This window comes from Lysobacter sp. FW306-1B-D06B, assembly GCF_038446665.1.
Taxonomy (GTDB): domain Bacteria; phylum Pseudomonadota; class Gammaproteobacteria; order Xanthomonadales; family Xanthomonadaceae; genus Lysobacter_J.
Map to the genome: position 1 here is coordinate 3,100,249 of NZ_CP151802.1, position 23,103 is coordinate 3,123,351.

General features: G+C 64.0%; 29 protein-coding genes. 6 read left to right on the forward strand and 23 right to left on the reverse strand.

Translation table 11 applies throughout. From position 1 onward, the window contains the following. Positions 1 to 51: 51 nt before the first annotated feature. Positions 52 to 330, reverse strand: coding sequence for a hypothetical protein (locus AAFF32_RS14285; protein ID WP_342315541.1), 279 nt, complete (start codon positions 328 to 330; stop codon positions 52 to 54). A gap of 74 nt (positions 331 to 404) precedes the next feature. Further along, the gene (locus AAFF32_RS14290; RefSeq protein WP_216966659.1) at positions 405 to 872 is read right to left on the reverse strand and encodes a hypothetical protein; all 468 of its coding nucleotides are present in this window, start codon (positions 870 to 872) and stop codon (positions 405 to 407) included. Between the two features lie 304 nt (positions 873 to 1,176). Here AAFF32_RS14290 and AAFF32_RS14295 point away from each other — a divergent pair, with 304 nt between their 5' ends. After that, entirely contained in the window at positions 1,177 to 2,667 is a 1,491-nt protein-coding gene (locus AAFF32_RS14295; protein WP_216966661.1) for a catalase, read from the forward strand. 78 nt (positions 2,668 to 2,745) lie between these two features. On the opposite strand, the gene AAFF32_RS14300 is transcribed toward AAFF32_RS14295, so the two are convergent. The 21 genes from AAFF32_RS14300 to AAFF32_RS14400 form a co-directional block, all read right to left on the reverse strand. Then, positions 2,746 to 4,020, reverse strand: a complete 1,275-nt coding sequence (locus AAFF32_RS14300; protein WP_342315542.1) for a hypothetical protein — start codon at positions 4,018 to 4,020, stop codon at positions 2,746 to 2,748. 211 nt (positions 4,021 to 4,231) lie between these two features. Beyond that, positions 4,232 to 7,264: a TonB-dependent receptor gene (locus AAFF32_RS14305; protein WP_342315543.1), complete on the reverse strand. Its 3,033-nt coding sequence runs from the start codon at positions 7,262 to 7,264 to the stop codon at positions 4,232 to 4,234. 160 nt (positions 7,265 to 7,424) lie between these two features. After that, positions 7,425 to 8,477: a FecR domain-containing protein gene (locus AAFF32_RS14310; RefSeq protein WP_342315544.1), complete on the reverse strand. Its 1,053-nt coding sequence runs from the start codon at positions 8,475 to 8,477 to the stop codon at positions 7,425 to 7,427. A gap of 2 nt (positions 8,478 to 8,479) precedes the next feature. Then, on the reverse strand, positions 8,480 to 9,001 hold the full coding sequence (locus tag AAFF32_RS14315) for an RNA polymerase sigma factor (RefSeq protein WP_216966670.1): 522 nt from the start codon (positions 8,999 to 9,001) through the stop codon (positions 8,480 to 8,482). A gap of 221 nt (positions 9,002 to 9,222) precedes the next feature. Continuing rightward, a complete protein-coding gene (locus AAFF32_RS14320) occupies positions 9,223 to 9,471 on the reverse strand; it encodes a DUF1272 domain-containing protein (protein WP_216966672.1) in 249 nt (82 codons plus the stop codon). A gap of 115 nt (positions 9,472 to 9,586) precedes the next feature. Next, positions 9,587 to 9,805, reverse strand: a complete 219-nt coding sequence (locus AAFF32_RS14325) for a hypothetical protein (RefSeq protein ID WP_216966674.1) — start codon at positions 9,803 to 9,805, stop codon at positions 9,587 to 9,589. Positions 9,806 to 9,991: 186 nt separating this feature from the next. After that, entirely contained in the window at positions 9,992 to 10,189 is a 198-nt protein-coding gene (locus AAFF32_RS14330; RefSeq protein WP_216966676.1) for a hypothetical protein, read from the reverse strand. A gap of 951 nt (positions 10,190 to 11,140) precedes the next feature. Next, positions 11,141 to 11,374, reverse strand: a complete 234-nt coding sequence (locus AAFF32_RS14335) for a hypothetical protein (protein WP_342315545.1) — start codon at positions 11,372 to 11,374, stop codon at positions 11,141 to 11,143. 69 nt (positions 11,375 to 11,443) lie between these two features. After that, positions 11,444 to 11,920, reverse strand: a complete 477-nt coding sequence (locus AAFF32_RS14340) for a hypothetical protein (RefSeq protein WP_342315546.1) — start codon at positions 11,918 to 11,920, stop codon at positions 11,444 to 11,446. Between the two features lie 155 nt (positions 11,921 to 12,075). Beyond that, positions 12,076 to 12,558 carry an energy transducer TonB gene (locus AAFF32_RS14345; protein ID WP_342315547.1) on the reverse strand — a complete coding sequence of 161 codons (483 nt, stop codon included), beginning with the start codon at positions 12,556 to 12,558 and terminating at the stop codon, positions 12,076 to 12,078. 152 nt (positions 12,559 to 12,710) lie between these two features. Further along, a complete protein-coding gene (locus AAFF32_RS14350; RefSeq protein WP_342315548.1) occupies positions 12,711 to 13,028 on the reverse strand; it encodes a hypothetical protein in 318 nt (105 codons plus the stop codon). A 448-nt stretch (positions 13,029 to 13,476) separates the two neighbouring features. Next, positions 13,477 to 13,782 (reverse strand): hypothetical protein, encoded by a 306-nt coding sequence (locus tag AAFF32_RS14355; RefSeq protein ID WP_342315549.1) that lies wholly within the window; start codon positions 13,780 to 13,782, stop codon positions 13,477 to 13,479. 257 nt (positions 13,783 to 14,039) lie between these two features. Beyond that, on the reverse strand, positions 14,040 to 14,711 hold the full coding sequence (locus AAFF32_RS14360; RefSeq protein WP_342317280.1) for a hypothetical protein: 672 nt from the start codon (positions 14,709 to 14,711) through the stop codon (positions 14,040 to 14,042). Between the two features lie 165 nt (positions 14,712 to 14,876). After that, complete coding sequence (locus AAFF32_RS14365; RefSeq protein WP_216967317.1) at positions 14,877 to 15,143, reverse strand: hypothetical protein; 267 nt, start codon at positions 15,141 to 15,143, stop codon at positions 14,877 to 14,879. Positions 15,144 to 15,403: 260 nt separating this feature from the next. Continuing rightward, complete coding sequence (locus tag AAFF32_RS14370) at positions 15,404 to 15,817, reverse strand: DUF695 domain-containing protein (RefSeq protein ID WP_342315550.1); 414 nt, start codon at positions 15,815 to 15,817, stop codon at positions 15,404 to 15,406. 146 nt (positions 15,818 to 15,963) lie between these two features. Continuing rightward, positions 15,964 to 16,308 carry a hypothetical protein gene (locus AAFF32_RS14375; protein ID WP_216967315.1) on the reverse strand — a complete coding sequence of 115 codons (345 nt, stop codon included), beginning with the start codon at positions 16,306 to 16,308 and terminating at the stop codon, positions 15,964 to 15,966. 455 nt (positions 16,309 to 16,763) lie between these two features. Then, entirely contained in the window at positions 16,764 to 17,396 is a 633-nt protein-coding gene (locus AAFF32_RS14380; protein ID WP_342315551.1) for a hypothetical protein, read from the reverse strand. Positions 17,397 to 17,558: 162 nt separating this feature from the next. After that, positions 17,559 to 17,888, reverse strand: a complete 330-nt coding sequence (locus tag AAFF32_RS14385) for a hypothetical protein (RefSeq protein WP_216967310.1) — start codon at positions 17,886 to 17,888, stop codon at positions 17,559 to 17,561. A 149-nt stretch (positions 17,889 to 18,037) separates the two neighbouring features. Then, the gene (locus AAFF32_RS14390; RefSeq protein ID WP_342315552.1) at positions 18,038 to 18,433 is read right to left on the reverse strand and encodes a hypothetical protein; all 396 of its coding nucleotides are present in this window, start codon (positions 18,431 to 18,433) and stop codon (positions 18,038 to 18,040) included. A 108-nt stretch (positions 18,434 to 18,541) separates the two neighbouring features. Further along, positions 18,542 to 19,390 (reverse strand): energy transducer TonB, encoded by an 849-nt coding sequence (locus AAFF32_RS14395; RefSeq protein ID WP_342315553.1) that lies wholly within the window; start codon positions 19,388 to 19,390, stop codon positions 18,542 to 18,544. A 283-nt stretch (positions 19,391 to 19,673) separates the two neighbouring features. Beyond that, positions 19,674 to 19,850, reverse strand: a complete 177-nt coding sequence (locus AAFF32_RS14400; protein WP_216967306.1) for a hypothetical protein — start codon at positions 19,848 to 19,850, stop codon at positions 19,674 to 19,676. Between the two features lie 27 nt (positions 19,851 to 19,877). Between AAFF32_RS14400 and AAFF32_RS14405 the strand changes: the two genes are divergently transcribed. From AAFF32_RS14405 to AAFF32_RS14425, 5 genes are all read left to right on the forward strand, one after another. Continuing rightward, positions 19,878 to 20,066 carry a hypothetical protein gene (locus AAFF32_RS14405; protein ID WP_216967304.1) on the forward strand — a complete coding sequence of 63 codons (189 nt, stop codon included), beginning with the start codon at positions 19,878 to 19,880 and terminating at the stop codon, positions 20,064 to 20,066. A gap of 270 nt (positions 20,067 to 20,336) precedes the next feature. Next, positions 20,337 to 20,777: a fasciclin domain-containing protein gene (locus AAFF32_RS14410; protein ID WP_216967302.1), complete on the forward strand. Its 441-nt coding sequence runs from the start codon at positions 20,337 to 20,339 to the stop codon at positions 20,775 to 20,777. A gap of 135 nt (positions 20,778 to 20,912) precedes the next feature. Further along, on the forward strand, positions 20,913 to 21,134 hold the full coding sequence (locus tag AAFF32_RS14415) for a hypothetical protein (protein ID WP_216967300.1): 222 nt from the start codon (positions 20,913 to 20,915) through the stop codon (positions 21,132 to 21,134). Between the two features lie 258 nt (positions 21,135 to 21,392). After that, complete coding sequence (locus AAFF32_RS14420; RefSeq protein WP_342315554.1) at positions 21,393 to 22,268, forward strand: hypothetical protein; 876 nt, start codon at positions 21,393 to 21,395, stop codon at positions 22,266 to 22,268. 462 nt (positions 22,269 to 22,730) lie between these two features. After that, complete coding sequence (locus AAFF32_RS14425) at positions 22,731 to 23,069, forward strand: hypothetical protein (protein WP_342315555.1); 339 nt, start codon at positions 22,731 to 22,733, stop codon at positions 23,067 to 23,069. Positions 23,070 to 23,103 lie beyond the last annotated feature (34 nt).

Below are 23,103 nucleotides of genomic sequence, written 5' to 3' on the forward strand. Positions count from 1 at the left end.
TGCGCATTCTGCCTACGTAGCCCGGGCAAGACCGCGTCCTGAATACGCCGCCTAGGCTCCGCCCACACCCAGCAGCGTAACGGCGACCACGGCCAACGCGATGCCGATCACCAGCGACACCACGTGTGCCACGACATCGCGCATGCTCAGGTGGGCCACGTCTTCCCAGGTCGTCGTGAAGTCCCTTGCTTTTCCCTGGCGCGCACGGGCGTTGTCCATGGCGCGGTTCGCCGTGACGACCGGAAGCGTGATTCCGACCAGGATCAACAAAATGCCGAGCGGCGGCTCACCGCTGGCGAGCATCATGCCGCCGCCCATGAGCCAGAACATGAAGATCAGTGCGCCACGTGCCGCGCGAAACATACATACCCCCGAAGACGTTGACGCCGCGTCGACCGGCCTGGCTACGCAAGTAGGAGTGCGCTCTTGAAGTCATGCTCCCCTTCCGCACCCCACCACGGAACCGCCACTGCGCCGCCCCGGTGGACCAGCCGCCGTAGGAGGTGCAGGAACGACTCGATCTCGTGGCTTCCCCACTCCGCGCCCATCCGGTAATCGAGGGTCAGGCCGCAGGGCCATACGAAGACACCGAGGTCCGGGATGGCATGCTCCGATCCACGGACTCCCCGCAGAACCACGTGAAACGGCTCCAGTTCGTCCGACGCGACCAAGGCTGCGTCCGCAGGGCCGGCGTAGCTTCGTTCCGATTGGCGCAGTTTCGACCAGACCTGTCTGTCGCCGCGCGAAACGTCAGAGCCGCCGGAATCGTAGAGATGACGCAACGCAGGCTCCAGGTTCGATCGATCCGCGAATGTGACCTCCACTTCGGGCAGCGATCCGTCGTCCGTGTCGAAGTATTTCTCAAGCGTCATCCTTGCCCCGCCCCCTATGCGCGCATGATCCAACGTGCCGCCCCGCCCGGCATCCCTGTTGGATCATGCCATGTTCCCAATAGGGCGTTGGCGTGTCCGCCATGGGGCGGCAGCACACACGCGCCGCAACAGCCAATGTGGCCCGGCCAAGCCCCCGACGGGAAGGACGCCCGCCATCCGCCACGCCTCCCGCCGAGGACCATTTGGATAGTCGTGCGCTATTGCACTCATGTGGATAAGCGATTCGAGTCTGCGTGCGCCGGGCGGCTATATTCGACCCTCCCCCAGCGCACGGTGTGCCAGCATGAGCCAGCCCGACGACAAGCCCGCCAAGACCCCATTGACCACGGCGTTCGGCGCGCCGGTCATCGACAACGACAACAGCATGACCGCCGGCCCGCGCGGGCCCTTGCTGATGCAGGACGTGTGGTTGATCGAGAAGCTCGCCAACCTCAATCGCGAGATCATTCCCGAACGCCGCATGCACGCCAAAGGCTCCGGCGCCTTCGGCACGTTCACCGTCACCCACGACATCAGCCGCTACACGCGCGCGAAGATCTTCAGCGCGGTCGGCAAGAAGACGGAGATGTTCGCCCGCTTCACCACCGTCGCCGGCGAGCGCGGCGCGGCCGATGCCGAGCGCGACATCCGCGGCTTCGCGCTGAAGTTCTACACCGAGGAAGGCAACTGGGATCTGGTCGGCAACAACACGCCGGTGTTCTTCGTGCGCGACCCGCGCAAGTTCCCGGACCTCAACAAGGCCGTCAAGCGCGATCCGAAGACCAACCTGCGCAGCGCACGCAACAACTGGGACTTCTGGACGAGCCTGCCCGAGGCGCTGCACCAGGTCACCATCGTGATGAGCGACCGCGGCATCCCGGCCAGCTACCGCCACATGCACGGTTTCGGTTCGCACACCTACAGCTTCTACAACGACCAGGGCGAGCGGTTCTGGGTGAAGTTCCACATCCGCACGCAGCAGGGCATCAAGAACCTCACCGATGCGCAAGCGCAAGAGCTGATCGGCAGCGACCGCGAAAGCCATCAGCGCGACCTGTTCGATGCGATCGAGCGCGGCGAGTTCCCGAAGTGGACGGTGTACATCCAGGTGATGCCGGAAACCGATGCCGAGAAGGTGCCCTACCACCCCTTCGACCTGACCAAGGTATGGCCGCACGGCGACTACCCGCTGATCGAAGTGGGCGTGATGGAGCTCAACCGCAATCCGGAGAACTTCTACGCCGACGTCGAGCAGAGCGCGTTCGCGCCGAACAACCTGGTGCCGGGCATCAGCGTCTCGCCGGACAAGATGCTGCAGGCGCGGTTGTTCGCGTATTCGGATGCGCAGCGTTACCGGCTGGGCGTGAACCACCACCAGATCCCGGTGAATGCGGCCCGCTGCCCGGTCCACAGCAACCACCGCGACGGCGCGATGCGCGTGGATGGAAACTACGGCGGCAACCTGCACTACACGCCCAACAGCTACGGCCAGTGGGAGGCGCAGCCGGAGTATCGCGAGCCGCCGTTGAAGATCAACGGCAATGCGGACTTCTGGAACTTCCGCGAGGACGACGCCGACTACTTCAAGCAGCCCGGCGACCTGTTCCGCCTGATGACATCGGAACAGCAGCAGGTGCTCTTCGACAACACGGCGCGTGCAATGGGCGATGCGCCGGAGTTCATCAAGCGGCGCCACATCGCCAATTGCAGCAAGGCCGACCCGGCCTACGGCGCAGGCGTGGCCCGCGCGCTCAAGCTGGACGTGACGGTCGACGAGCCGATCGAGGCCGGTTGATCGCATGCCGACGCATGCCTGGCGTAACCGCCGGGCATGCGTTGGGCAACCGTGCGCCCGCAGTCACTCTGTCCGCGATCAGCGCGCCTGCAGGAACACCGGGTTCGAGTAGAACCACAGATCCGCCCACGGGTCCTCGCCGGCCACGTCCGCGCCTGGCGCGTCCTCGGCGCTGTTGGTCCCACGCGCACGAACGAAGCCTCCGTGCGGCGGCGAGTCGACGTCCCAAGCCACCGTCAGCCATTCGCCTTCGCGCTTCATCGCATCGACGCCGAACCGCTTCACGTCCATGCGCGGCGGGCCGTCGTCGGCCGCGTGGCCCAGGATCAGCTCGACGTGATCCAGACGTGGCCGTTGATCGTTGGCATTGGGTCGCGCGGGCTGGCGCACGCGCAACTCGACCTTCAGCTTCTCGCCGCGAACGGTGCGCAACGCGCCACCCATGGATGCGCTGCGCGATGGTTCGCGCGCGGACAGCACGCGCAGTTCCAGCGCATCGATCAGATCGCCGGTGACCGCGAACATCCGCCCCTCGCGCATGCCCTCGAGCACATCGCTAGCCTCCGGTCGCGCCCAGACGTAGGTCTTGCTGTACTGGCCGGGATCGAAGTCGCGGCCGCCATCGCGCCGGTTGACGTGCGAGTCGGACGTCGCCGTGATCCAGAAGCGGCGCCCACTGGCCAGGATCGAATCCCACACGCCGCCCACGCGCGCCGTCATCTGGTCGAAGCCGCCGAACGTCGGCGCGTCATCGTTGCGATACAGCCCCCGGTGCAACGACGCCGCCTGATGGCCCGGCGCGCCTTCCATGCCGACCAGCACCTGGGGCGCGGCGTCGTGCCACGCGCGCAGTTCGGCCGGTTCGACTTCGCCCCATGCGTCCACGCCGGTCGCCGTGCGCGAGGGATGGTTGATGAACATCAGCGGGCGTGGTTCCTGCACGCGCATGTACGCCAGCGCGTCGAGCATCAACTGGCCATCCTCGCGCGTGCCGGGCGACAGCGGCTCGCCGCGACCGAAATCGCGTTCGATGACGAACTGCTGCTCGCGCTCCCCTGCCCCGGGCGCGACGATCAACGACGCGTGCTCGCCGCCGGGCACGTCGAACTCCATTCCGTGGAACTGAATCAGCGCGGGCACGTCGCGTCGCGCCTGCTGCAACGCGGGCCAGGCCTGACCGCGCGTCACCACGGAATGTCCGGGGCCGCCGTGATCGGTGTGGACCATCCAGCGCAGGCCGTTCGCGAGCGCCTGCCGTGCGTTGTGAGTTCGCGAGTACGGAGAATCGCCGCCGCGGATCGGCGTGGGCGGCGATGTCGAGCGGTCCCAGTCCACGCTCCATTCGCTGTGCACGTGATGGTCGCCGGCCAGCCAGCTGCGCGCGTGGTTGTCCTGGGCGAATGCGGGGGAGCAATGGCACAGCAGCGCCGCGACAGACAGCAGCGTTAAAACGCATGACGAGTTTCCTTGCTTCGATGGCGGGCGCCGACGGGGAATGTGTCCCGTCGACGCAGGCCAGAACCTGGCGGCCCAGCGGCCGCCAGGTCGTGTGACGACACCGCGATCAGAAGTCCGCGCGGATGCCCAGGCTGATGCGGCGTCCCGACAACTCGTACATGGTAGGGAACGAAGGATCCATCGTGTAACCGCTGGTCTCCTCGTCCGTCATGTTGATGCCCTTCAGGCTCAGCTTGATGTTGTCGGTGATACGGTAGCCGATGGAGAAATCGACCTGGCCGTACGCGTCGCGCCAGATCGGGTACATGTCGTAGCCGATCGACTCGACGTACTCGCCCTTGTGGTTGTACGACACGCGGGCGTCGAAGCGGTTGTTGTCGTAGTAGAAGGTGACGTTATAGGTCTTCTCCGCCAGTCCAGGCATCGGCGTGAGAATGCCCAGGTCCGACTCGCCGGCCAGCGAGCTGTCCAGCCAGGTGTAGTTGGCCGCGATGCCGAATCCCTCCAGCGAGCGATGCAGCGTGCCCAGCGGAACCTGCGCGTTGAGCTCGACGCCGTCCACGTCGTACGAGCCGTCGGCGTTGACGGGCTGGTAGACGTCGAAGTCGTAGATGCCGTTGAGCGTGCCGTTGGCGTTGTACACCGCCACATCCGGCACCACGCCGGTGAAGGAGTTGATGACCACGCCGTCGATCTTCTTGTGGAAGTACGAACCCGCCAACAGGCCGCCTTCGCCGAAGTAGCGCTCCAGGCCGATCTCCCACTGCTTGGCGTAGGTCGGCTGCAGGTCCGGATTGCCGTCGGTGAAGCGGAACGAGGTCCAGCTTGCCGTGCGCTTGTAGGCGATGTCGGTCAGGGCCGGCCGCATCATCGTCTCCGACGCCGCAGCGCGCAGCAGGAAGTCGGGCGCCAACTCCGCGGTCATGTTCAGGCTGGGCAGGAGGTCGTCGTAACTGCCCTTGCGTGACACCGGCGTGTCCGTGTAGCCGGTGCTGCCGTTTGCGTTCTGCACCGGGTGATAACCGAACGACAGCACGGACGTATCGACGTAGCGTGCGCCGCCGTTGATCGTCACCGGCACGCTGCCGATGTCGAAGGCGACGTCGGCCATGGCGTACAGCGCGGCTACTTCCTCGTCGACGCGGTAGTACTGGCCGACATCGAACGGCGTGCGGAAGCCTGCGTAGCGGAAGGCGTCGCGCGCGTACTCGTTGGAGACCTGCCTCCAGTCCAGACCCTTCAGGCTGTAGTCGCCGCCGGGGACGATGTCGCCGATCCACTGCAGCGGGCTGTCGGCCAGCGTGCGCGTGTTGACCCACGCGGTGCTGCCGGCGGTCGGGCCGGTGATCTTCAATTCGCCGTAGTTGCGCTCCTTGGACTTGTCCGTGTAACGCGCGCCGAACTGCACGCTGCGCAGCGCCGGCGCGAAGGCCAGATCGAGCGACTTGTTGAAGTCCACCTGCGCGGCGTACTTGTCGTCGCTGACCTTCTCCAGCGTGGTTTCGTGCGCTTCGAAGAGGTACTTCTCTGGCGAGCCGTACATGTCGAAACCGGCCGACGATGCGCTGGGGATCGTCTCGCCGCTGCGCCCCGTCCATCGCGTGCGCGACGGCGCGTAGGCGACGTGCTTGAGGTTGGCGAAGTCCGAGGTTTTCTCGGCGCCCGAATAACCGGCCATCGCGTCCAGGCGCCAGGTATGGCCCGACCAGTCCATGTCGAGGCTGAACTGCTGGTAGTCGGTCTTGTTGATGCGTTCCTTGCTCAGGAACTCATGCTGCGTCGCCGTGTAGGACACATCGCGCAGCACCAGCATGCCGTACTGCGACAGCGTATCGGCGTCGTACTCGTGGATGGTCTCCAGCGTGCTTCGGCTGGACGCCGAGTATGCGGCCGCGTCGTACTCGTCCTCGGTCGTGTCATACGCACCGACCATTGCATCGAAGCTCAGGCTGAAGCGGCTGCTCGGCCGGTACTGCAGCGAGGCGGTCGCGCCCCACTTGTCCTGCTCGTTGACGTAGACGCGATCGCCCACCTTGTCCTGGAAGACGATGAGGTTGGATTCAGCGGTATTGTTGCGGTTGTTGATGACTACGCCCGTGTCGCGTTCCAGCACGGCTTCGGCCTGGGCGCCACGCGAACCGGACACGCCCAGGAACCGCGACATCGGCCGGAAATTGATGCCCGACGTCGAGTCGGTGCGGTTGGTGCGCTTGGCCTTGGAGAAGGAAACCAGTCCGCCCCAATCGCCCCAGGTATCGCTCGCGAGGAAGGCGAACTTGGGATCGACTTCCTCCGAGATCGAGTTGTGCGCGGCTTCGGCCGACACCACCAGGCGGCGTTCGTCGTAGTCGAACGGACGCGCGGTGGAGATCTTCACCGTGCCGGCGATTCCGCCCTCCTCGTCCGCCGCGGTGGGCGACTTCTGCACCGTCACCTGCTGGATGATTTCGGAGGCGAAGATGTCGAACTCGACATCACGGCCGCCGCTGCCCGATGCGGTCGCCAGGTCGTTGATGGTGACCTGCGTGTACTCCGACGGCAGGCCGCGAATGCTGACCTTGGTTCCCAGGCCCTTGTTGCGCTCGATGGAAACGCCCGGCATGCGCTGCAATGCCTCGGCGAGGTTCTGCTCGGGGAAATCGGCCACGTCGGTGGCGACGATGGAGTCGGAGAAGCCGATGTTCCAGCGCTTGAGATCGACCGCCTGCTCCAGGCTTCGGCTGTAGGTGCCGACGACTTCGATGCCTTCCAGCTCCAGCACCGGGTCGCCCGCCTGCGGCGGCGATGACGGCGTCGTCGCGGGCGGATTCGGGGCGGCGCCGGGTTGCGCGGCGGGCGTGGCGGCGGCCTCGATCGTCACCGTGGTGTCGTTGAGGTAGCGATGGCGAAGTCCCGTGCCGGCAAGCAACTGCTGCAACACCTGATCCGATGGCAATCCGGCGGGAATGGCGCGCGTGCGCGGGTTGCCGGCGGTCTGCTCGCTGTAGACGAACTGCAGGCCGGTCTGGCGCGAAAGGGAATTGAGGGCGCGGTCGAGCGGTTGCGAGGGAATCGCCTCGGCGGCGACGCGGGCTTGCTGCGCGATGGCAGGCGTTGCCTGCAGGGCAAGGGCGATCGAAAGGAACAGAAGACGACGCATCGTAGGATCCAGTGGGGTGGGTTCGGTCTGCGCAAGGCGATCTCTTGCGCTTGCCCCAACTACGAGTGCGCCGGGCGCGGATCGGGCACCGTTTCTTCGATGAATTTTTTGTTGCAACGTTGGGATTGCGAAAAGTCGGTTCGCTCGCGCTCTGCCATCGTCAACGCGGTGATGCCCCGCCGCCCTGCTCCGCGCGAACGCTCACGCGGATACCGGCGCTCGATGCCTGCGTCACCAGCGTGGGCTGCTGATCGAGGAACGCGCGCATCGACGCCAGGTCGTCGCCGCGCAGGTTGCCGGTCAGGCGCAGTGTTCCCGCGGCTTCGTCGACATCCAGGCGCACGGTATTGATGCGATTGAACTGGTCGGCCACGTCGCGCAGCGATTCGTTGCGGCACACGATGCGGCGTGTCCACCAGGCGGTCATCGTGTCGACGTCCTCGTCGCTGATGCTCACCGCATGGTCGCGGTAGGCGATGCGTGCACCCTGCCCTGCGCGCAGATCGGCCAGAAGGCCGCCGTCTCCATCGTCGCCGATGATCTGCACGCGCCCTTCGGCGACACCTATGCGCGCCTGTTCGCGCTGCAACGACACATCGAACGTCGTGCCGATATCGCGTACCTGCAGCCCGGCGGCGTGCACCGACAGCGGCCGGTACTCGTCGGCGACGACGAAGCTGGCCTGGCCGCGCTCGAGCTCCACACGACGCCCGGTCAGGTCGAACCGGATGCGCAGGCTGCTCTCGGCATTGAGGTGCACCACGGTGCCGTCGGGAAGCTCGATGGATCGTGGCTCACCGTGCGCGGCGACGTAACGCTCCGAATGCGGTATCGCAATGCGTGCCGCTGCGCCGAGTACGAGCAGCAGGCCCGCGGCGGCGGCCAGGTGCCGCAGACGCACGCTGCGGCGCGGTGATGGGGATGCGGAAGCCGCACGCGCGCGCTTGATCGGCCAGGCAATCACGTTCGACGGCGTCGCGCCGGCGGCAGGCGCGTCCGCTTCGGCCTGATCGAGCGGCATCGCACGCATGGCCTCGGCCAGGTCGGCCGCCAGCCGGCCGACGGCCAGGTAGTTGCGCAAGTGTTCCGGCGACGACACCAGCCAGTCCATGAAGCGCGCCTGGTCCGTCGCCCCCAACCCGCCCTGGCGTTGCAGCGCATGCCATTCCAGCGCTTCGCGCGAAATCCGTTCCGTCATCGGCGTCCGTTCCATCGTCACTCCTTCGCATCCTCCACCAACGCCCGGCGGCAGAACGACAGGCCGCGGACGACGTGCTTCTTCACCATGTGCTGCGATACGCCGAGCCGGTCGGCGATCTGCTTGTAGCTGAGGCCGTCCCGGTACTGCATCACCAGCACGGCGCGCGTGCGTTCGGGCAGGCGGGCCAGCAGGGCCTGCAGGCGTACACGGCGCTGGGTGCGCTCGGTGGCGTCTTCCACGGACTCATCGGTGGCCAGCAGCGCGGCCATGTGGTCCACCTCTTCGATGGACTGCACCGGCCGCTGGCGGCGCACGGCCTGCTCCCGCGCCAGGTTGAGCGCAACGGTGAACAGATACGCCTCGGGATTGCCTATCTCCTCGCGCTGCGTCCGATGTGCGCGCAACAGGCGCAGCCAAGTCTCCTGCACGAGATCCTCCGCCTCATCGTTGGCACCGCGACGCACGAAGAAGCCGCGCAGCACCGGCGCCTGCTCGGCGAACATGCGCGCCCATCCCTTTCTCGCCTGTTCGGCCAATGTGCATCCGCCATCCCCTGGAGTGCGCGCGAAGCTACGCGGTTCCGGTGACGCGTAGATGACGGCGCGCGCTTGGTTGCGGGCATCAGCCGAGAGGCAATTCCAGCTCGGGACTCATGAGACTCCCACGCTCAATCCGCCCTCCTGGAAGACGGAGGACCGCCCGGCTACGCGGCTTGGCGGCAGCGAACGGTCAGTGGGCAGTCGGGTTGTACGACTTGTCAGGTCGCTGGAGCGCAACCACCGGGTTTGAACACCCGTTCGGTGGATGCCGGATTTCTTTCCAGGGCACCACCGACGCGGGTGGGACGCCTGGAGAACGAGCCGCCACAGTTGGGGCAGCGACCGCCGAGCACCGACTCGACGCAGGTCGTGCAGAAGGTGCACTCGAACGAACAGATCCACGCGTCTGTCGAATCTGCCGGCAGATCGACATCGCAGCACTCGCAGCCTGGACGCATCTGCAGCATGTCGGACTCCTATGCACGGGCCAGATTGATCGATACCCAACTCCGGCCGTTAGCGTACACCGGGGCCTTTTGTCTGGACACGCCCTGAGTGACACGGGGCACCACGCCGCCCATGTCAGCTCTCGTGGGCCGAGTGGAAGTCCGCGCGAAGTCGCCAGATCGTCCACACGCCGCTGATGGCCAGTGCCAACGCGATCGCGAACAGTCCGACCGGGATGACCCATCCGAGGACTTCAATGACGGGGCGCAGAAGGCCCCCTGCCCCGTTGGTGATACTGGCGAGAAGTCCGTTGACGATCAGCGCCGCAAGCCCGACCACGGCGCCCTGCCACACGCGGGCACTCGCCTTGCGTTCCGTCTTTCGATTCTCACGGCCAAAGGCCACAGCGGCACCTCAGTCCTTGGTTACGCATCTCATGTGTGCTGCGTCTCATCAGGCGCGGCCCATCCAAGAGCGGCTCGCCGTCTTCTGTTCCAACTCCGAACGCCAGCTCGGCCGCCGAATGGCAGGTGAGATCCATCACTTCTTTCCTTCCTCACCCTGCTCCGCATTCTCGCTGTCGTGTTCCTCGTCGAGCTGCCCGCTAATGCCTGTGCGTCGCTCTTCGTTGTGTAGGGCGATGGGGCCCGCCGGCTCGTCAGGACGCTGCGAACCCCCTTGGTTCTGCTGACCTGTGTCCTGCTTGTCGCGTTCGTCAATGCTACCCATCTCGTTCATCCCGCTGCGTCGGCGAAGTGCCGAGCAACCACACTGCGCGCCGAGCCGTCAGCAAGCGGTGACGCGCAGTACACCGAGGTGATCAGCGGATGATGAGAGCTGCGCGCCGGGGCGCAACTACAGCTGCTTCTCGACCTTGTCCGCTGTTGCCTCCTGTCCCGACCTTTGACCCCGGAGCGGGAAAGCTACTCGTCGTTAACGGATACGGACATGACGAGCTATCCCTCACGCAACTCTGACGCGTCCCGCTGAAGTCACCTCAGTTATCTCTGCGTGACTGCTGCGACGATCGCCATGCCTCGTAGACAACCGGCTCGACATCTCGCCAACCTACTCGTCGGGAGATGGAGCTGCTGCTCCATGCAAGCATCAAGTGGACGGCAACCTCGTCCCAATCCAAGTGCGGGAGCGAAGTCCTGGCCGGACGCCCAGATCACGGAGGGTCGCTGGACGCCGCCGGCTGTCACGCCAGTGCGCTAGTGCCGCTGCGTCGCGTGCCACTGCGTAATGACCGCTTTGGGCGTAATGACCGCTTTGGGTCGAAAGCGGACATTAGCAGCCCGGCCGCCGTACGTCCCGGCCGAACGTCCGCTATTGGCCAGGAGCGGATGTCAGAGCCCTCTCAATGTGTTCTTACAACAACCACACGGACAGTTGAGGATCCACGCGCTTCCGCGCTCTTCAGCGGACAACGCACCATTGCACTGTGGGCATACCTGATCGATCGGCAGGCCGCGGCTGTGCTGGCACATGGCGATGTACACGGGCTTCGCGTGTGCTGGCAATGACTTCCCTCGCAGGAACTCCACAGCTTCCAGCTCGATACTGTCCATAAACGAGGTCATTGATCGCCACCAGGATAGTGTCCGCTTCGGGTCGATAGCGGACATTACCAGCGGTCGGCGCGTCCGTCCTGCCCGAATGTCCGCTATCGGCCATAAGCAGACATTCTTAGGACGCCCAACTGGTGCTCTCTGGGAGACTGCCGTCCCAGAAATGACGGGCGATCTTGGCTGCTGCGCGGTTGAAGAAGGCTTCCCTCGATTGCTGTGTCATTTCGATCACTTCCGTGACCTTATCCAACCGCAGTTCACCAACCTCGCTTGGATGGGCTGTGTCGAAAAACCGATAACGGACATCGGTCTCTGTCTCGGAAATCTTGTCGATGCGTATGTTGAAGGCCATCTTCGCCGTGCTCCTCCCCTCCAAAAAATGTCGGCCGGCGTCCGCGAACGGCCAGGAGCGGACATTGTGCTAATCGGCTTTCACACATGGTCGAAAAGCATCAGTCGTCCAAGTGTGATTCTCTTGGTCTGTGATCCGGATGCGGAACCTCCGGGAAGACTCCTCTTCACCGACGTCGTAAAGCATCGCCGAGAGCATCGTTGAATCGCCCGGGCCGATCTTCAACGTAGGCTGCGCCAACGGACCATGCCCACCGGGACCATGACGCCACTCGCCATTGCCGGCGTCATCCAGAATCTCGTAGGACAACCAACTTAGCGGGTACGGCGGGCCTGAATCCCCGGCGATCCATACTCGCATGATGCCTTGGCTACCGTTTTGCACACGAACGCTGACCGGAATGTTCGGGCGACGCTCGTCGCATTCCAGACTTGCGCTTACCTTGACATCGACCAAGTCGGGCGACATGCGGTGCAGCGATGCGCAGCCTGATGCCATCGATAGAAGGATCATCGATACCGTCAGCGAACCTCTGCCGTCAGTCATCACGTCGCTCCCCTGCATATTGTCGGCTCAAGCAGCTCAGCCCCGGGTTGCATAGAGCCGTCTAATGTCCGCTTCGGGTCGAAAGCGGACATTAGCTCTCGCCCGTCCGCCGCGCCACTCCAATGTCCGCTAACGGCCAGGAGCGGACGTTTGGCCTACTTGAACTGATAGACCTGAATTCCCAGCGAGCGGACGGTCCGCGAGTTGAACTGCGCGGGCCTGTACCTAAGGGTGGTCACATGGTCCATGGCGAGCTTAGACAGTCGATCGTCATCAGATTTCAGGACGAGTGGGTCGATAGGTGTGCCGTCGGCGTTGAGTACAAAACCGATGAGAACAGTCCCAGTTACAGGCGACCCTGACTCGTCGTTCGGCGTGGCCGGCTGAGCGCCGGCCAACAGGCTCATCGGCTGATAGCCAGCGGAGCTGAAGATCATCGCGAACGGGTACTTGCAGCCGTAGCGCTCCTGGAGCTCCATGTCCAACCTGGACGTCTCCGGGGTCACGCGATTGAAGACCACGTCGTCTACGGACGGCTGACTCTGCTTCTCGCAAGCGAGGACACAGCCCGGCCACGCAAGCAACATACAAAATGCCCAGCGCTGCCAGCCCCTGATCAGGAACAATGATGCGGCCATGCGTTTCCCCATTGTCTGCACCCCAAGCTCGGGCAGCGTTTGCCCAAGCTACCCTCTGACCGCGCCGAACTACCGGCACGGTTGCTCCAGACGCCCCATGCGGCGACCAGATTCGCCGCAATGCAGATCCAGAAACTACCTTTGATTTCGTGTCAAAGGCCGATGCTGGCGAAATACAGACATCCGGTTGCTAACAAGGATAGGGCAAAGCCGGCCCGGGGCGCGCGTCCGAACGCAATCACTGTGGAGCTTCCTACCGCCACGAAACAAAGCCAAAGCGCCTTGACCGAACCATCAACTGCCCACAGAGCGCGAATCTCAGGCGTCGCCGGAAGGAAATTCAGCACTAGGTCGAACGCAACCAGCGAATGTAGAAAGGTCGCGAATCCCATGAGGATTGCCGCGTATTGGAATGCGCCTAATGGCCGTGATTGCATGAGGTTGGCATTCCAATGGGTCGAGGCGGACATTGGCACCGCGCCGGGACCCGTGCCGGTAAAACGTCTTGCTGTCGGCTGCTAGCGGATGTCGACGACTTTCGGCATCAGTCGCCGAAACGAGCTACTAACGACGTCCTTGCCTGCTCTAGCTGTGCTGCGTAGTCCGACGAGAAAGGCGCAATCAGCTGCCTTTGCAAAGCCGCTTCTAGCGCCCAGAGAGCGTATCGCTCTGATACGTCGATGCTTTCCGCAACCCGGCCTGAGGCAAGCAATTCGGACAGCACCAGGGCTTCGTCGTCTTCTAGAGTTACTTGTGTTGGCATTCCTATCCGGCTGGAGACCGTGATCGAGCCCAACTCAGCGGAGGGACTGAATGTCCGCTCTGGGTCGGAAACGGAAATTGGCGCCAGCCCGGACGCCCGCCCCGGGCCAACGCCCGCTATCGCCCAGCTGCGGACAGAGACAGTCTGCGTGACCGTTACTCGAAGGCGACGCTGTTCAAATAATCCCGATGGAGATGGAACCCCAGCGCCTGGCGCCAGCCGGAACTGCCGTCCAGTTCCGCGCTCACCGAAGGCGCCCGCAGGAAGCCGAACCTCTCGACAACAACGAACGAGAGCCCCGACCTTCCGATTCGATTGAAGAGTTCACGCAGGAAGTCCGCCGACTGTGGAGTCAGTCCGTCCAAGTCCATATGCGCGCCAAAGGACCGAACCGCCCACGCTCTCAGGTCGTTGGCGGTCCGGACCTTCCCGTGATTCAGCACCAGCCTGATCGTGCCCACGCCATGGCGTCCTGTTCCAGCGGTTGCGTTACGAAGGGCTCGCTACCCGAAGGCGCCCGCCCCCGCGGACATTAGCACTGCCGGCAGCCCACGACCGCCCGCTATCGGCCACACGCGGATACAGGCCAACGCCAGAATCAAGCGGAGCCGCGAAGTCGCTTCGGATTGAGTAATCCGTCAGAGCTGTTCACTGAGCAAACTCGACGGAGCAATGCCGAGGAGTCGGATGCCTGGGCAATACCCTGGCGCGCCCTTAACTACCGACCGTGCCGTGCGCGTCTTCCGTCGTCGCGTTGCGTAGTCGCGCGACTTTCCGCGAACTCAGGGAAGGTCTCCGCTATCGACGCCTCATCCGGCAAGATGTAGAACACCCCGCCCCGCTCGAACGTCGGGCGCATGATCTGCTCGTAAAATTCGGGCGAGACGTTGATGCAACCATGCGTGATGCGGTTGTCGTCCGGCGAAGGCGATGCAAGGCGTTCGACGCGTTTTTCGGCCGGCACGCCGGTGGCCGTCGGGTGGATGGAGACCGCGGAATCGTAGTCCACCCAGAGCACGCGCCCAGCGTCGGTTGATGGGCCGAAGCCGCCTACAAAGCGACCAGCAGGCGTCGTGCGATCGCGGCCGGGAATTTCACGAAGCGCGAGACCGGCGATGCCGGGGGCCGTGTGATCGCCGACCGCCGAGCCAAAGAGCCCGGATGCCGCGCCGCGAAGCCGGCCGTCGCCGCCGAACACCAGGACCTGGGCGGCGGCCTTGTCTATGACCGCGAACGGATAGCCTTGGCTGTCATTGGATGCGACAACCCAGCCCGCGAGCTCGATTACCGTGCCGGACACATCCTGGCCTTGCGGAAGCTGGTCGACGGCGGTGAACGATTGGGCAGCGGGATCCTCGGCGCTGGCCGCGCTGAAGCTCGCGAACGCCAGTGCCAGCGCCAGCGCGCCAGAAGCGGCCCGGATGGCAGGGGAAATGCACGTATTGATGGGACGGTTCCTCAGGACAAAGACGATGGCTAAAGAAAAGAGACCGGTGGCCAGCAAAGGCCACCGGGTCTTGGGTTCAACCGTTCGTCACAAACTTCGCAAGAACGACTAACCGCGCGGCTTGCGGACCGGCGCCGCTTCGAGCTGCTGGACGCGGCTTTCCAGTGAATCCAACCGCTGGTTCGCCTGCTGCGCAGACTGATTCGCCGATTCGGCGCTTTGGGCTGCGCCCTGGACCTTCTGGTCGAGAGAGTCGAGGCGCGAGTTGATCGTCGCAAACTCTTCTTTATAGGTGGCGCAGGCGCCAAGGCTCAGGGCGACGATCGCCACGCCGAGCGCACGCGCCATCGCCAGATTTTTCTTGGTCAGAATCATTCCAATCCTCCTTCGTCTGGAACCTCGGTAGTACAGCGGCCTTTTTGCCGGAGCCATGATGACGTTGGAATATGTAGATGGATTGTGAAGACGCGACAGCCCTGGAGAGCTGCGGCTTCAAATTCATCAGCCCCAACGAAAACACACGGCATTTAAGGCTCGGTGCGGTCCGCTTTGGGTCGCGGACGCGCACATTGCCACCGGTTCCGCCCCCCACCTCGCCCCGAATGTCCGCAAACGGAGCGGACATCGCCGGCGAGTCAAGGGAACCGGAAGTCCGTAGCGTACCCACGAAGCAGTCGCCAGGTCGGATCGTCGTCACGTTCCCACGTCAAACGGGCATCGGCGTTTCTGGAAGTTATGGCCCGTTCAAACTGGTCCAGATCGAACGATGCATTGACGTAGACGTAGTAGGTGCGCTTGCCGGCGAACGTTTCCACGACGGCAACCAGTCCATGCACCTCACCGCTGAACGGTTCCAGGAGCGCCGAATCGAGGTCCTCCAGTGAGCGGTTGTAATCCGATTCCGGCAGTCCGTTGCTCTTTACCACGCTCAAGTGATGAGTGATGACGAGAAGAACCGGAAACTGCGGGCGCAGGGATTCGAACTCGCACACCCTGATGTCGGGCCTTCGAAAATAGATGGGATAGCCTTCGTGTGTCGTATTGCTCATCAGCCAACGCCTTGGTGGGCTGCGCATCGATTCCAGGCCTGCATCCATCCGTGTACCTGTTCGGGTGTCGTGACCGGGGCGAGCCTACAAGATCGGCGCACTGCCGGGCGTGCCGATGTCCGTTATCGCCAGGAGCGGACGAATCATCACTCCGCCTCTTCGACCCGCAGGACATACGCCGGCAGGTCGGACTGGCGCTCGATTCGGCCCGTAAGGGTGGCGCGTACTGGCGGCTGCTTGGGGGCCAAGGTCCCGGCCAGCGCGCTCCAGAATTGATCGGTAGCCTTGTTTCCTTCGCCACCGACGATGCGCAGCGAACCATCCGGGCAGACAGGGTCCTCAATGACGCTAAGGTGCCGCAGCATCCGGGCCTCGCCCACCAAGGTGACGCGATGCCCTTCAAACCGCGAAGGGTCTGCACCGATCTCGCAGACAGACGCAAGCTCCGATTCACGCGAGCAGGAAGCGAGCAAGACCAGCGCTGATGCCATCAGTACCCTCATCCGATCTCCCTATTTCAGCGACGTCCGCTATGGGTCGAAAGCGGACATTAGCAGCCCGGTCGCCGAACGTCGCCGCCGAACGTCCGCTATCGACTAGGAGCGGACGTTCGGCCGCTAGCTGTCGAATGGTGGCTTAGCTACCCCATCAGGCTCTCGGAGTCCCGCTCGGATTTCCTCTGCAACTCGCTCGGCCGATTCCGGCCAACCAAGCTCCATGGCCCCGACACATCCCCAGCAATCTCCGCCGCAATCGGCTGAAAGCGGGTCGGCCGGGACGGCAAGCCTGCGGCCGCAGATGTTGCACCGGGAGTTAACCATCGACGCATTCCTCATCAAGAAACACGACAGCGAGGTCACGGGGGCGAATCGGAAACTGGTTCTAACACCGCCGCCCCCCTTATCGAACGTCCGCTATCGGCCAGAAGCGGACGTTCGATGCCTGATTAAGTCGAGCCGCGAAGCGGCACGTCATGGGGGTACCCAATCTCCTCTGCTTGCCCATAGGTCGAGTCAATGTCAGCTTCCGGGTTGAGCGCCAGAATCATTGAGTCAGTGAGGGGCTGGTGCGCGAAAAGCGCCGTCACCATTTCAAGCGCCACCGGAACCTCAAAGTAGTCCTCGGCCCACTCTTTGTAGTGAGCTGGTCCGGATACGAGAAGTGCAAGCATCTCATCGGCTCCGTCGTCCGCAGGTCCGCCGTCTACTTTGGTCCAGGAACTCTCGCCTGCCTTGCACCAGTAGCAGAAGGTTGCGTGCTGCATGGAGAACGCTGGTTCGTTGAGGAAGGACGAGAAGTCAGCCGGAACCTGGCTTTGGATGTTCTGAGAAAGGGTTGGGCCATCCGCAAGCTCATGCGCAAAGCCTTTAACGGCTGCGCCAGCATGATCCAGCAGCAAGAACCAGTCATCGCCAGATCCGTTGCGCATCGATGCCATTTCCTCGCCGGGTCCCCACGCGCGATTGAAGCTGTAGTAGCGGTATTCCCACTCCGGGCAGAGGATTGCGTCAAGCATCGCGAGCGATTGCGCAACGCGGCGCAGGTCTGGTATCGACGGCAGGTCAACTAGCGCTTTCATAGTGGCCTAACAGGAAGGAGCGGATAGCCCAAGCCTCACACCAAGCTGGGTACCGGCGGAGGATGTCCGCTTCGGGTCGAAAGCGGAAATTAGCAGCTCGGCTGCCGGGCGTCCTGTCCGAACGTCCGCTCTCGGCCAGTAGCGGTCATTCCCGCATCGGAACTAGCAGAGTCCCGAGCTGAAGGTGGCGGCAATCTGCCGCAGATATTCCCCAGAAGTATTTGGACCCAGGTAGGCAGCAAAGCCAGCAGCCTTCGCTACGAAGAACGAAGCCGCGACCAAACCAGCTAATGCTGCGCGCTTGGTCGCACTGCCCCGACCTGGTGTGATCAAACTCAACACCGCAAGCGTGAGAACACCATAGCCAACGTAGGCGTGCCATACGTAGCCGCCACAAGAACCAAATCCAAGCCATGCTCCGGCACAGGCAGCGCCGACAAAGGCCAGGCCGCGAAGAATGGCCGGTTGGACCGCAAGGCTCTTCTTTGACATAGCTCGAACGTGATTCCCCGGCTCAGCTCAGCGTACTCGATGCCCCGGACAACCGTCCGCTTTGGGTCGAAAGCGGACATTAGCAGCCCGGCTACCGGGCGTCCCGGCCGAACGTCCGCTATCGGCCAAGAGCGGACATTCCAGCGGGGTCAGCCACTGGCGCGAATCGCGAGGATAAACAGCCCCAGCACAAGACCAACCGGAACGAAAACGTAGAAGACCAACTTCCAAAGGATCGACCTTCTGATTGGACGTGCCCGTTCCCGCTCCATGCGAAGGTCTGTGCGCTCGCGCCACTGACTCAGTAGCGGAGAGTGAAAAACACTGAGAATGAAGAACCACCCGGAGAGTCCGATCCAGACATTCATCGTCCTCCAGTAGCCTTCTGGATCACTTATGAGGGTGAGCCAGGCACCGGGACGACCGTAGCGCCCAGGATGATAGGTCTCACCGGAACTTAGGCACATGCCCCACCAGGCAGCCAATGCCAAACCGGCGACAAACCAGAATCGATCGATCCGTCCACGCAATGCCACAACCTGCATCATTCCCCCCGCAGCGCGCGTCCCAATTTTCGAATGTCCGCTTTGGGTCGGAAGCGGACATTGCCTCCGGACACCGCGCTCCCGCTAGCAAGCTCGGGAGGCGAAGCCCTATCGCCCGCGTCGCACGCCCGGCGGCGGCGCCGGTGCGGGCGGTGTGGGTGTCTGCCGGCCGTCGCTTTCGCGCATCAGCTTTTCAAACTCGGCGCAGGCCTGACGCTGTGCTTCGCAGATGAGCGCACTCGCCCAGAACGACTGCTTGCCGTCGCTCACCACGCGGCGCCTGACCATCGCCGGGGCCCACGGCCAGCCTGCATCGTCAAAGACCTCGTACGCCTCCATACGAAGGTGGTCGTTGAGCCTGAAGTAGCGGATGTGGTCGCGCTCGGGCTCGGGTTGGCCTTCGCGTGCGAGCCGGGCCAGGTTCTCGGCCACCGTCGGGAAGTCCAGCGGCAGCGGGTCTTCGATCCACACCGGCAACGTGCCGTCGGCCGCGGGCGTCTGCAGCGGCGAGAACTGCATGCGATCGTAATGCGCCAGCGCCTGTTCGATGCTGTAGGCGCCCGGCTGCGCACCGTCCGCCTTGGCCAGGGGCGACGGAGGCAGCCCGTCGGGCGAGAACTCCACCGGCACGCGAACGCGCCGATGCTCCTCGCCTTCCTCGAACACCCAGCCGCGCGCGGCGCTAACCGCCGCCTCGTCGAGTTGCGCATGGCCAGAGGAGGATTCCACCTGCACGTAGGTCACCACGCCGCAGGGGTCGAGCGAGAGCACCAGCACGGTCGTGCCCGACAGCGTCTTGGACGCTTCGTCCGGGTATTGCGGCGGCTTCATCGGAGTGGCCGGCGCACACTTGCCCGGCGAAGGCGCGGCGTTGTCCGGTTGCGATGGCGCCTGCGCACTTACTACCGACACGCACAACGAAAGTCCGAGCGCGCACAGGCGCTTGTCGAATTTCATCCTTGTCCCCTGAGTCGTGATGCGTACGCGGCGGTCCCCACCGCCGGGCTCCAGCCTATTCGGGCGCGGTTGCGGTCGCAAGGCGGAGGGGGCTTCCACCGTGAGAGCCGCCGCGCCAGGGTCGCGCGCCTCCGCCGAGGGTGCCTCAATCGGCCGTCCGAGGGGCATCGCCTGCCCGGCAAACGTGAGCGTCGAGCGATCCACCGCCACCGACGGCACGGAAAACCTCATCGTCGACGGAATATCCGTCACGCGTGGCGAAAAAAGCGCCAACGTCGGCACTTCAAACGCCAGCGCCGGCACTTGAAGTGCCATCGTCGACGCAAAAAGCGCCGACGTTGACGCTTTTTTCGCCACCGTCCATCGCGAAAAGTGCCGTGCGTGGCGCTTTCTTCGCCATCGACGACACTTCAAGTGCCGCGACCGGCGCAAAAAGTGTCGGCGTCGGCGCTTTTTTCACCACGGGGAAATCCGAAAAGCGTCGCGCGTGACGCTTATTTCGCCGGCGCCGGCACTTGAAGCGCCGCTGGCGGCACAAAAAGTGCCGGTGCCGGCGCTTTTTGTGCCATCGCTGGCGCGCGCGGCTGGTTCGCATACGTGCGCCTCTAAGGCGCAGCCCGAGGCCTTCAACGGGCAGTCGCGCCCGGACGATTTCGAGATTTCAGATCGAACATGAATGCCCCGGAACGCCCGGTGCGCGGCGCGCGCAACGTGCACCGCCACATGAACGCAATCGCGATTCCGCCGTCAGATCACGAATAAGTAACACTCGATAGCGCAGTCTCCACCGGCACTACGACGCAATGTCGTAACGGCCGCTCAGCCGCGCAGCACGATCCCCTCCCCATCCGCACTGAGTCCTATCGCCCCTGCCGTCGGCAGGAGCCTGGCTTCGGCCATCCTCGATTCCGTGCATTTCGGATCGCATCAAAGGCAATCATTCTTTATGAACACCACCACCAACACCAATTCCAAGAACCTCGTCGACACGGCTGCGGCAAACGGTTCGTTCAAGACCTTCGGCAAGGCCATCGAACGCGCAGGCATGAGCGACATCCTGCGCGGCGTGGGCCCGTTCACCATCTTCGCGCCCACGGATGCGGCGTTCGAGAAGCTTCCGGCCGGACAGCTCGACAACCTGTTCAAGCCCGAGAACAAGGAAGAACTCGTTTCCCTGCTGAACTACCACGTCGTCAGCGGTCGCAAGACCGTGGCCGACATCGGCAAGTGGGAAGCGGCCAAGACGGTCAACGGACAATCCGCCCCGATCACGCTGGCCAACGAAAAGGTCAGCATTGACGGCGCGCAGGTGACCTCGGCCGACATCAGCTCCAGCAACGGTGTCATCCACGGCATCGACAAGGTCAACATTCCGACCAAGCAGTAACGTCATCGGATTGACCCACGGAACGGCGGGGCTTGCCTCGCCGTTCCTTGTTTGTCGGCACTCGCCGGAACGACTCGCCGCAGGGCAAACCGGTGGAAGCGCCCCTTCGCAGACGGGAACCCGATGAGTGCAGTGATGGCCCAACCCCCTACCCTCGTGCGTCCGCCGTATTCCGCGTTGACGCGCGTCATTGGACAGCAGGCTCGCGACTTGCATCCAAAAGCCAGCTGGGACGACGTGTCGTGCGAGCTGGAAACCCTGTGGGCGTCGTACGTCACCGGGCTGCCCTGGCCGGAAGTGGCGGAGCGGATTCTGGCGGCGTGGCAAGACGCCGATCCGCGCCTGGCGAAGGATTGACTGCTACTCAGCGGCCCGAGCGGCCGGAGGCGTTCGCACAAGGGCACGAAGCGGCGGACGAATAGGCGGCGCATTCGGGCAAGCTCACCGGCCGCAGCCGCGCCGCATCACCATCCCTACGCCCCCGGATGTGCCTCGCGGACCCGGCTACGGTGGCCTCGCCACTCGGCGTTGAAGATTTAGGACTCTTCCCATGGTGAGCACTTTTCTCGCCACCTAGCATCGCCGGCCGGCTCGATCCACGTCGGCGGTAACCGGATGACGTTGGAGCAGGCCGTAAGCCCTCCACTTCCGTCCATCCCCATGTCCCTCCGTACTTCTGATTTCCGCTCCACGAAGACCCGTGGATGCAGCGCGCTCGCGCTGTACGCCGTGATGCTCACCGGGCCGGTGCTTGCGGCCGATAACGCGCCGCCGCCGTCCTTGTCGACGGATGCACCGACCTCGCCCGTCGAGGCGCCGGCCGCCAGCACGCCGACGGCGAGCATCAGCGCCGACCGACTCTCCATCGACGCCAGAACATCGCTTCCCGATAGCCCCATGGGAAAAGGCGACGAAGTCCTGCGCCTGGTCCAACGCTCCACCACCGGCAAGGTCGCGGCGGCCTACACGGCCGTCAATGTGCTGACTGGTCTGCTTGGTGGCGGCGTGAAGGTCGGCAGCTTCCACAAGGATCAGCTCAAAGGCACGAAGATCGATTCGATCCCGAATCCGGCGCTGGCTGCACTCCCCGGCGCGTTCCACAACCGCCTGGATGCCTACTTCGAACAGCATCGCGACGCACTCCCGGCCGAGCACCGTGCGATGCAGATCGACGCGGGCGATTGGCTGCTGGTGTACCAGAAGCTTTCCGATGCCGACACGCAATACGAGCTTCGCTTCCAAGCGCATGTCGGTGTGCCGCCGAAGAAGCTCGGCTTCATGAAGTTCGAGCGCAGCAACATCTCGATGAGCTGCCAGCCCGAGCCGAAAGTGGCATCGCTTGAGCAGTGGCAGGCGGAGGACTACGCCCTCGTCAAATCGACGGCAAACGCCTACGTGGAAGAGTGCGCCGAGCACTTCGCGCAAGCCCTGCCCGGTTGGTTTCCGGATTCGGCGACGTCGCCGTCCGCGTCTGAGAACGGGAAGTCCTGATGTCGGCCGCCAGGGTATGCGAAGCGCACCCGGGCTTCTTCGTCGGTCCGACGCGCGCAGGGTGAAATCGCGCGCATTGGATTCGATGCGGCCGGCGGGACGCGCTTCGCATATCGAATGCAGGGCGACTGCGACAAAGGCTGACGCCGAACTTTGAACTGACGCACATGCGTCGTTGAATCGCGCGCGTTGCATCGGCACGCTGGGGTTGCACCGGCGAACTCCGGTGCCGGGATTGGCATCCCGAAACTTGAGGCGCACGAAGGCCCATCGTCCGATGCTGGCGCTTTTGGTCTGTCATCGTGATGATGGGCCTTGTGCGAGCGCAACTCGTCTATGACGGGCGGCGCGGTGGAGCCGAAAGGCTCGCCGGACCTTAAGCCGGTATGCCAACTCCGCGTCGTCCGTCACCCCGATTGGCATCGGCGTGACGGATTCCAAGCCCACTTAAGGAATCCTCAAATGCGCAAGCGCCCCGCAGGTCGCACCCGCACGCCCGCAACGCTTCTGATCGCGACGTTGCCCTTCGTCACTCCCAAGCCCCACGGCAAGCCGCATTGCTGGACGGTGCCGCCGGTCGGCGGCCCGATCGAGGGCTACATCGAAGCCGAAGCCATCGGCAAGCAATACGCCCTGCAATTCGTCCGCTGGCTCCACGCGAACCCCACCCTGGTCGGCATGGGCGTACTGGGCTGGATCGCCTCCGACATCGACTACAACGCCATCGACCGCAACGGCTACTGGGTCGGCTTCTTCTCCTGCATCGAGAGACTGCTTGTCGATGCGGGCTACCGCACCTGACATACGCCCTGCCTCATGCGCACCCGCCCCCGGG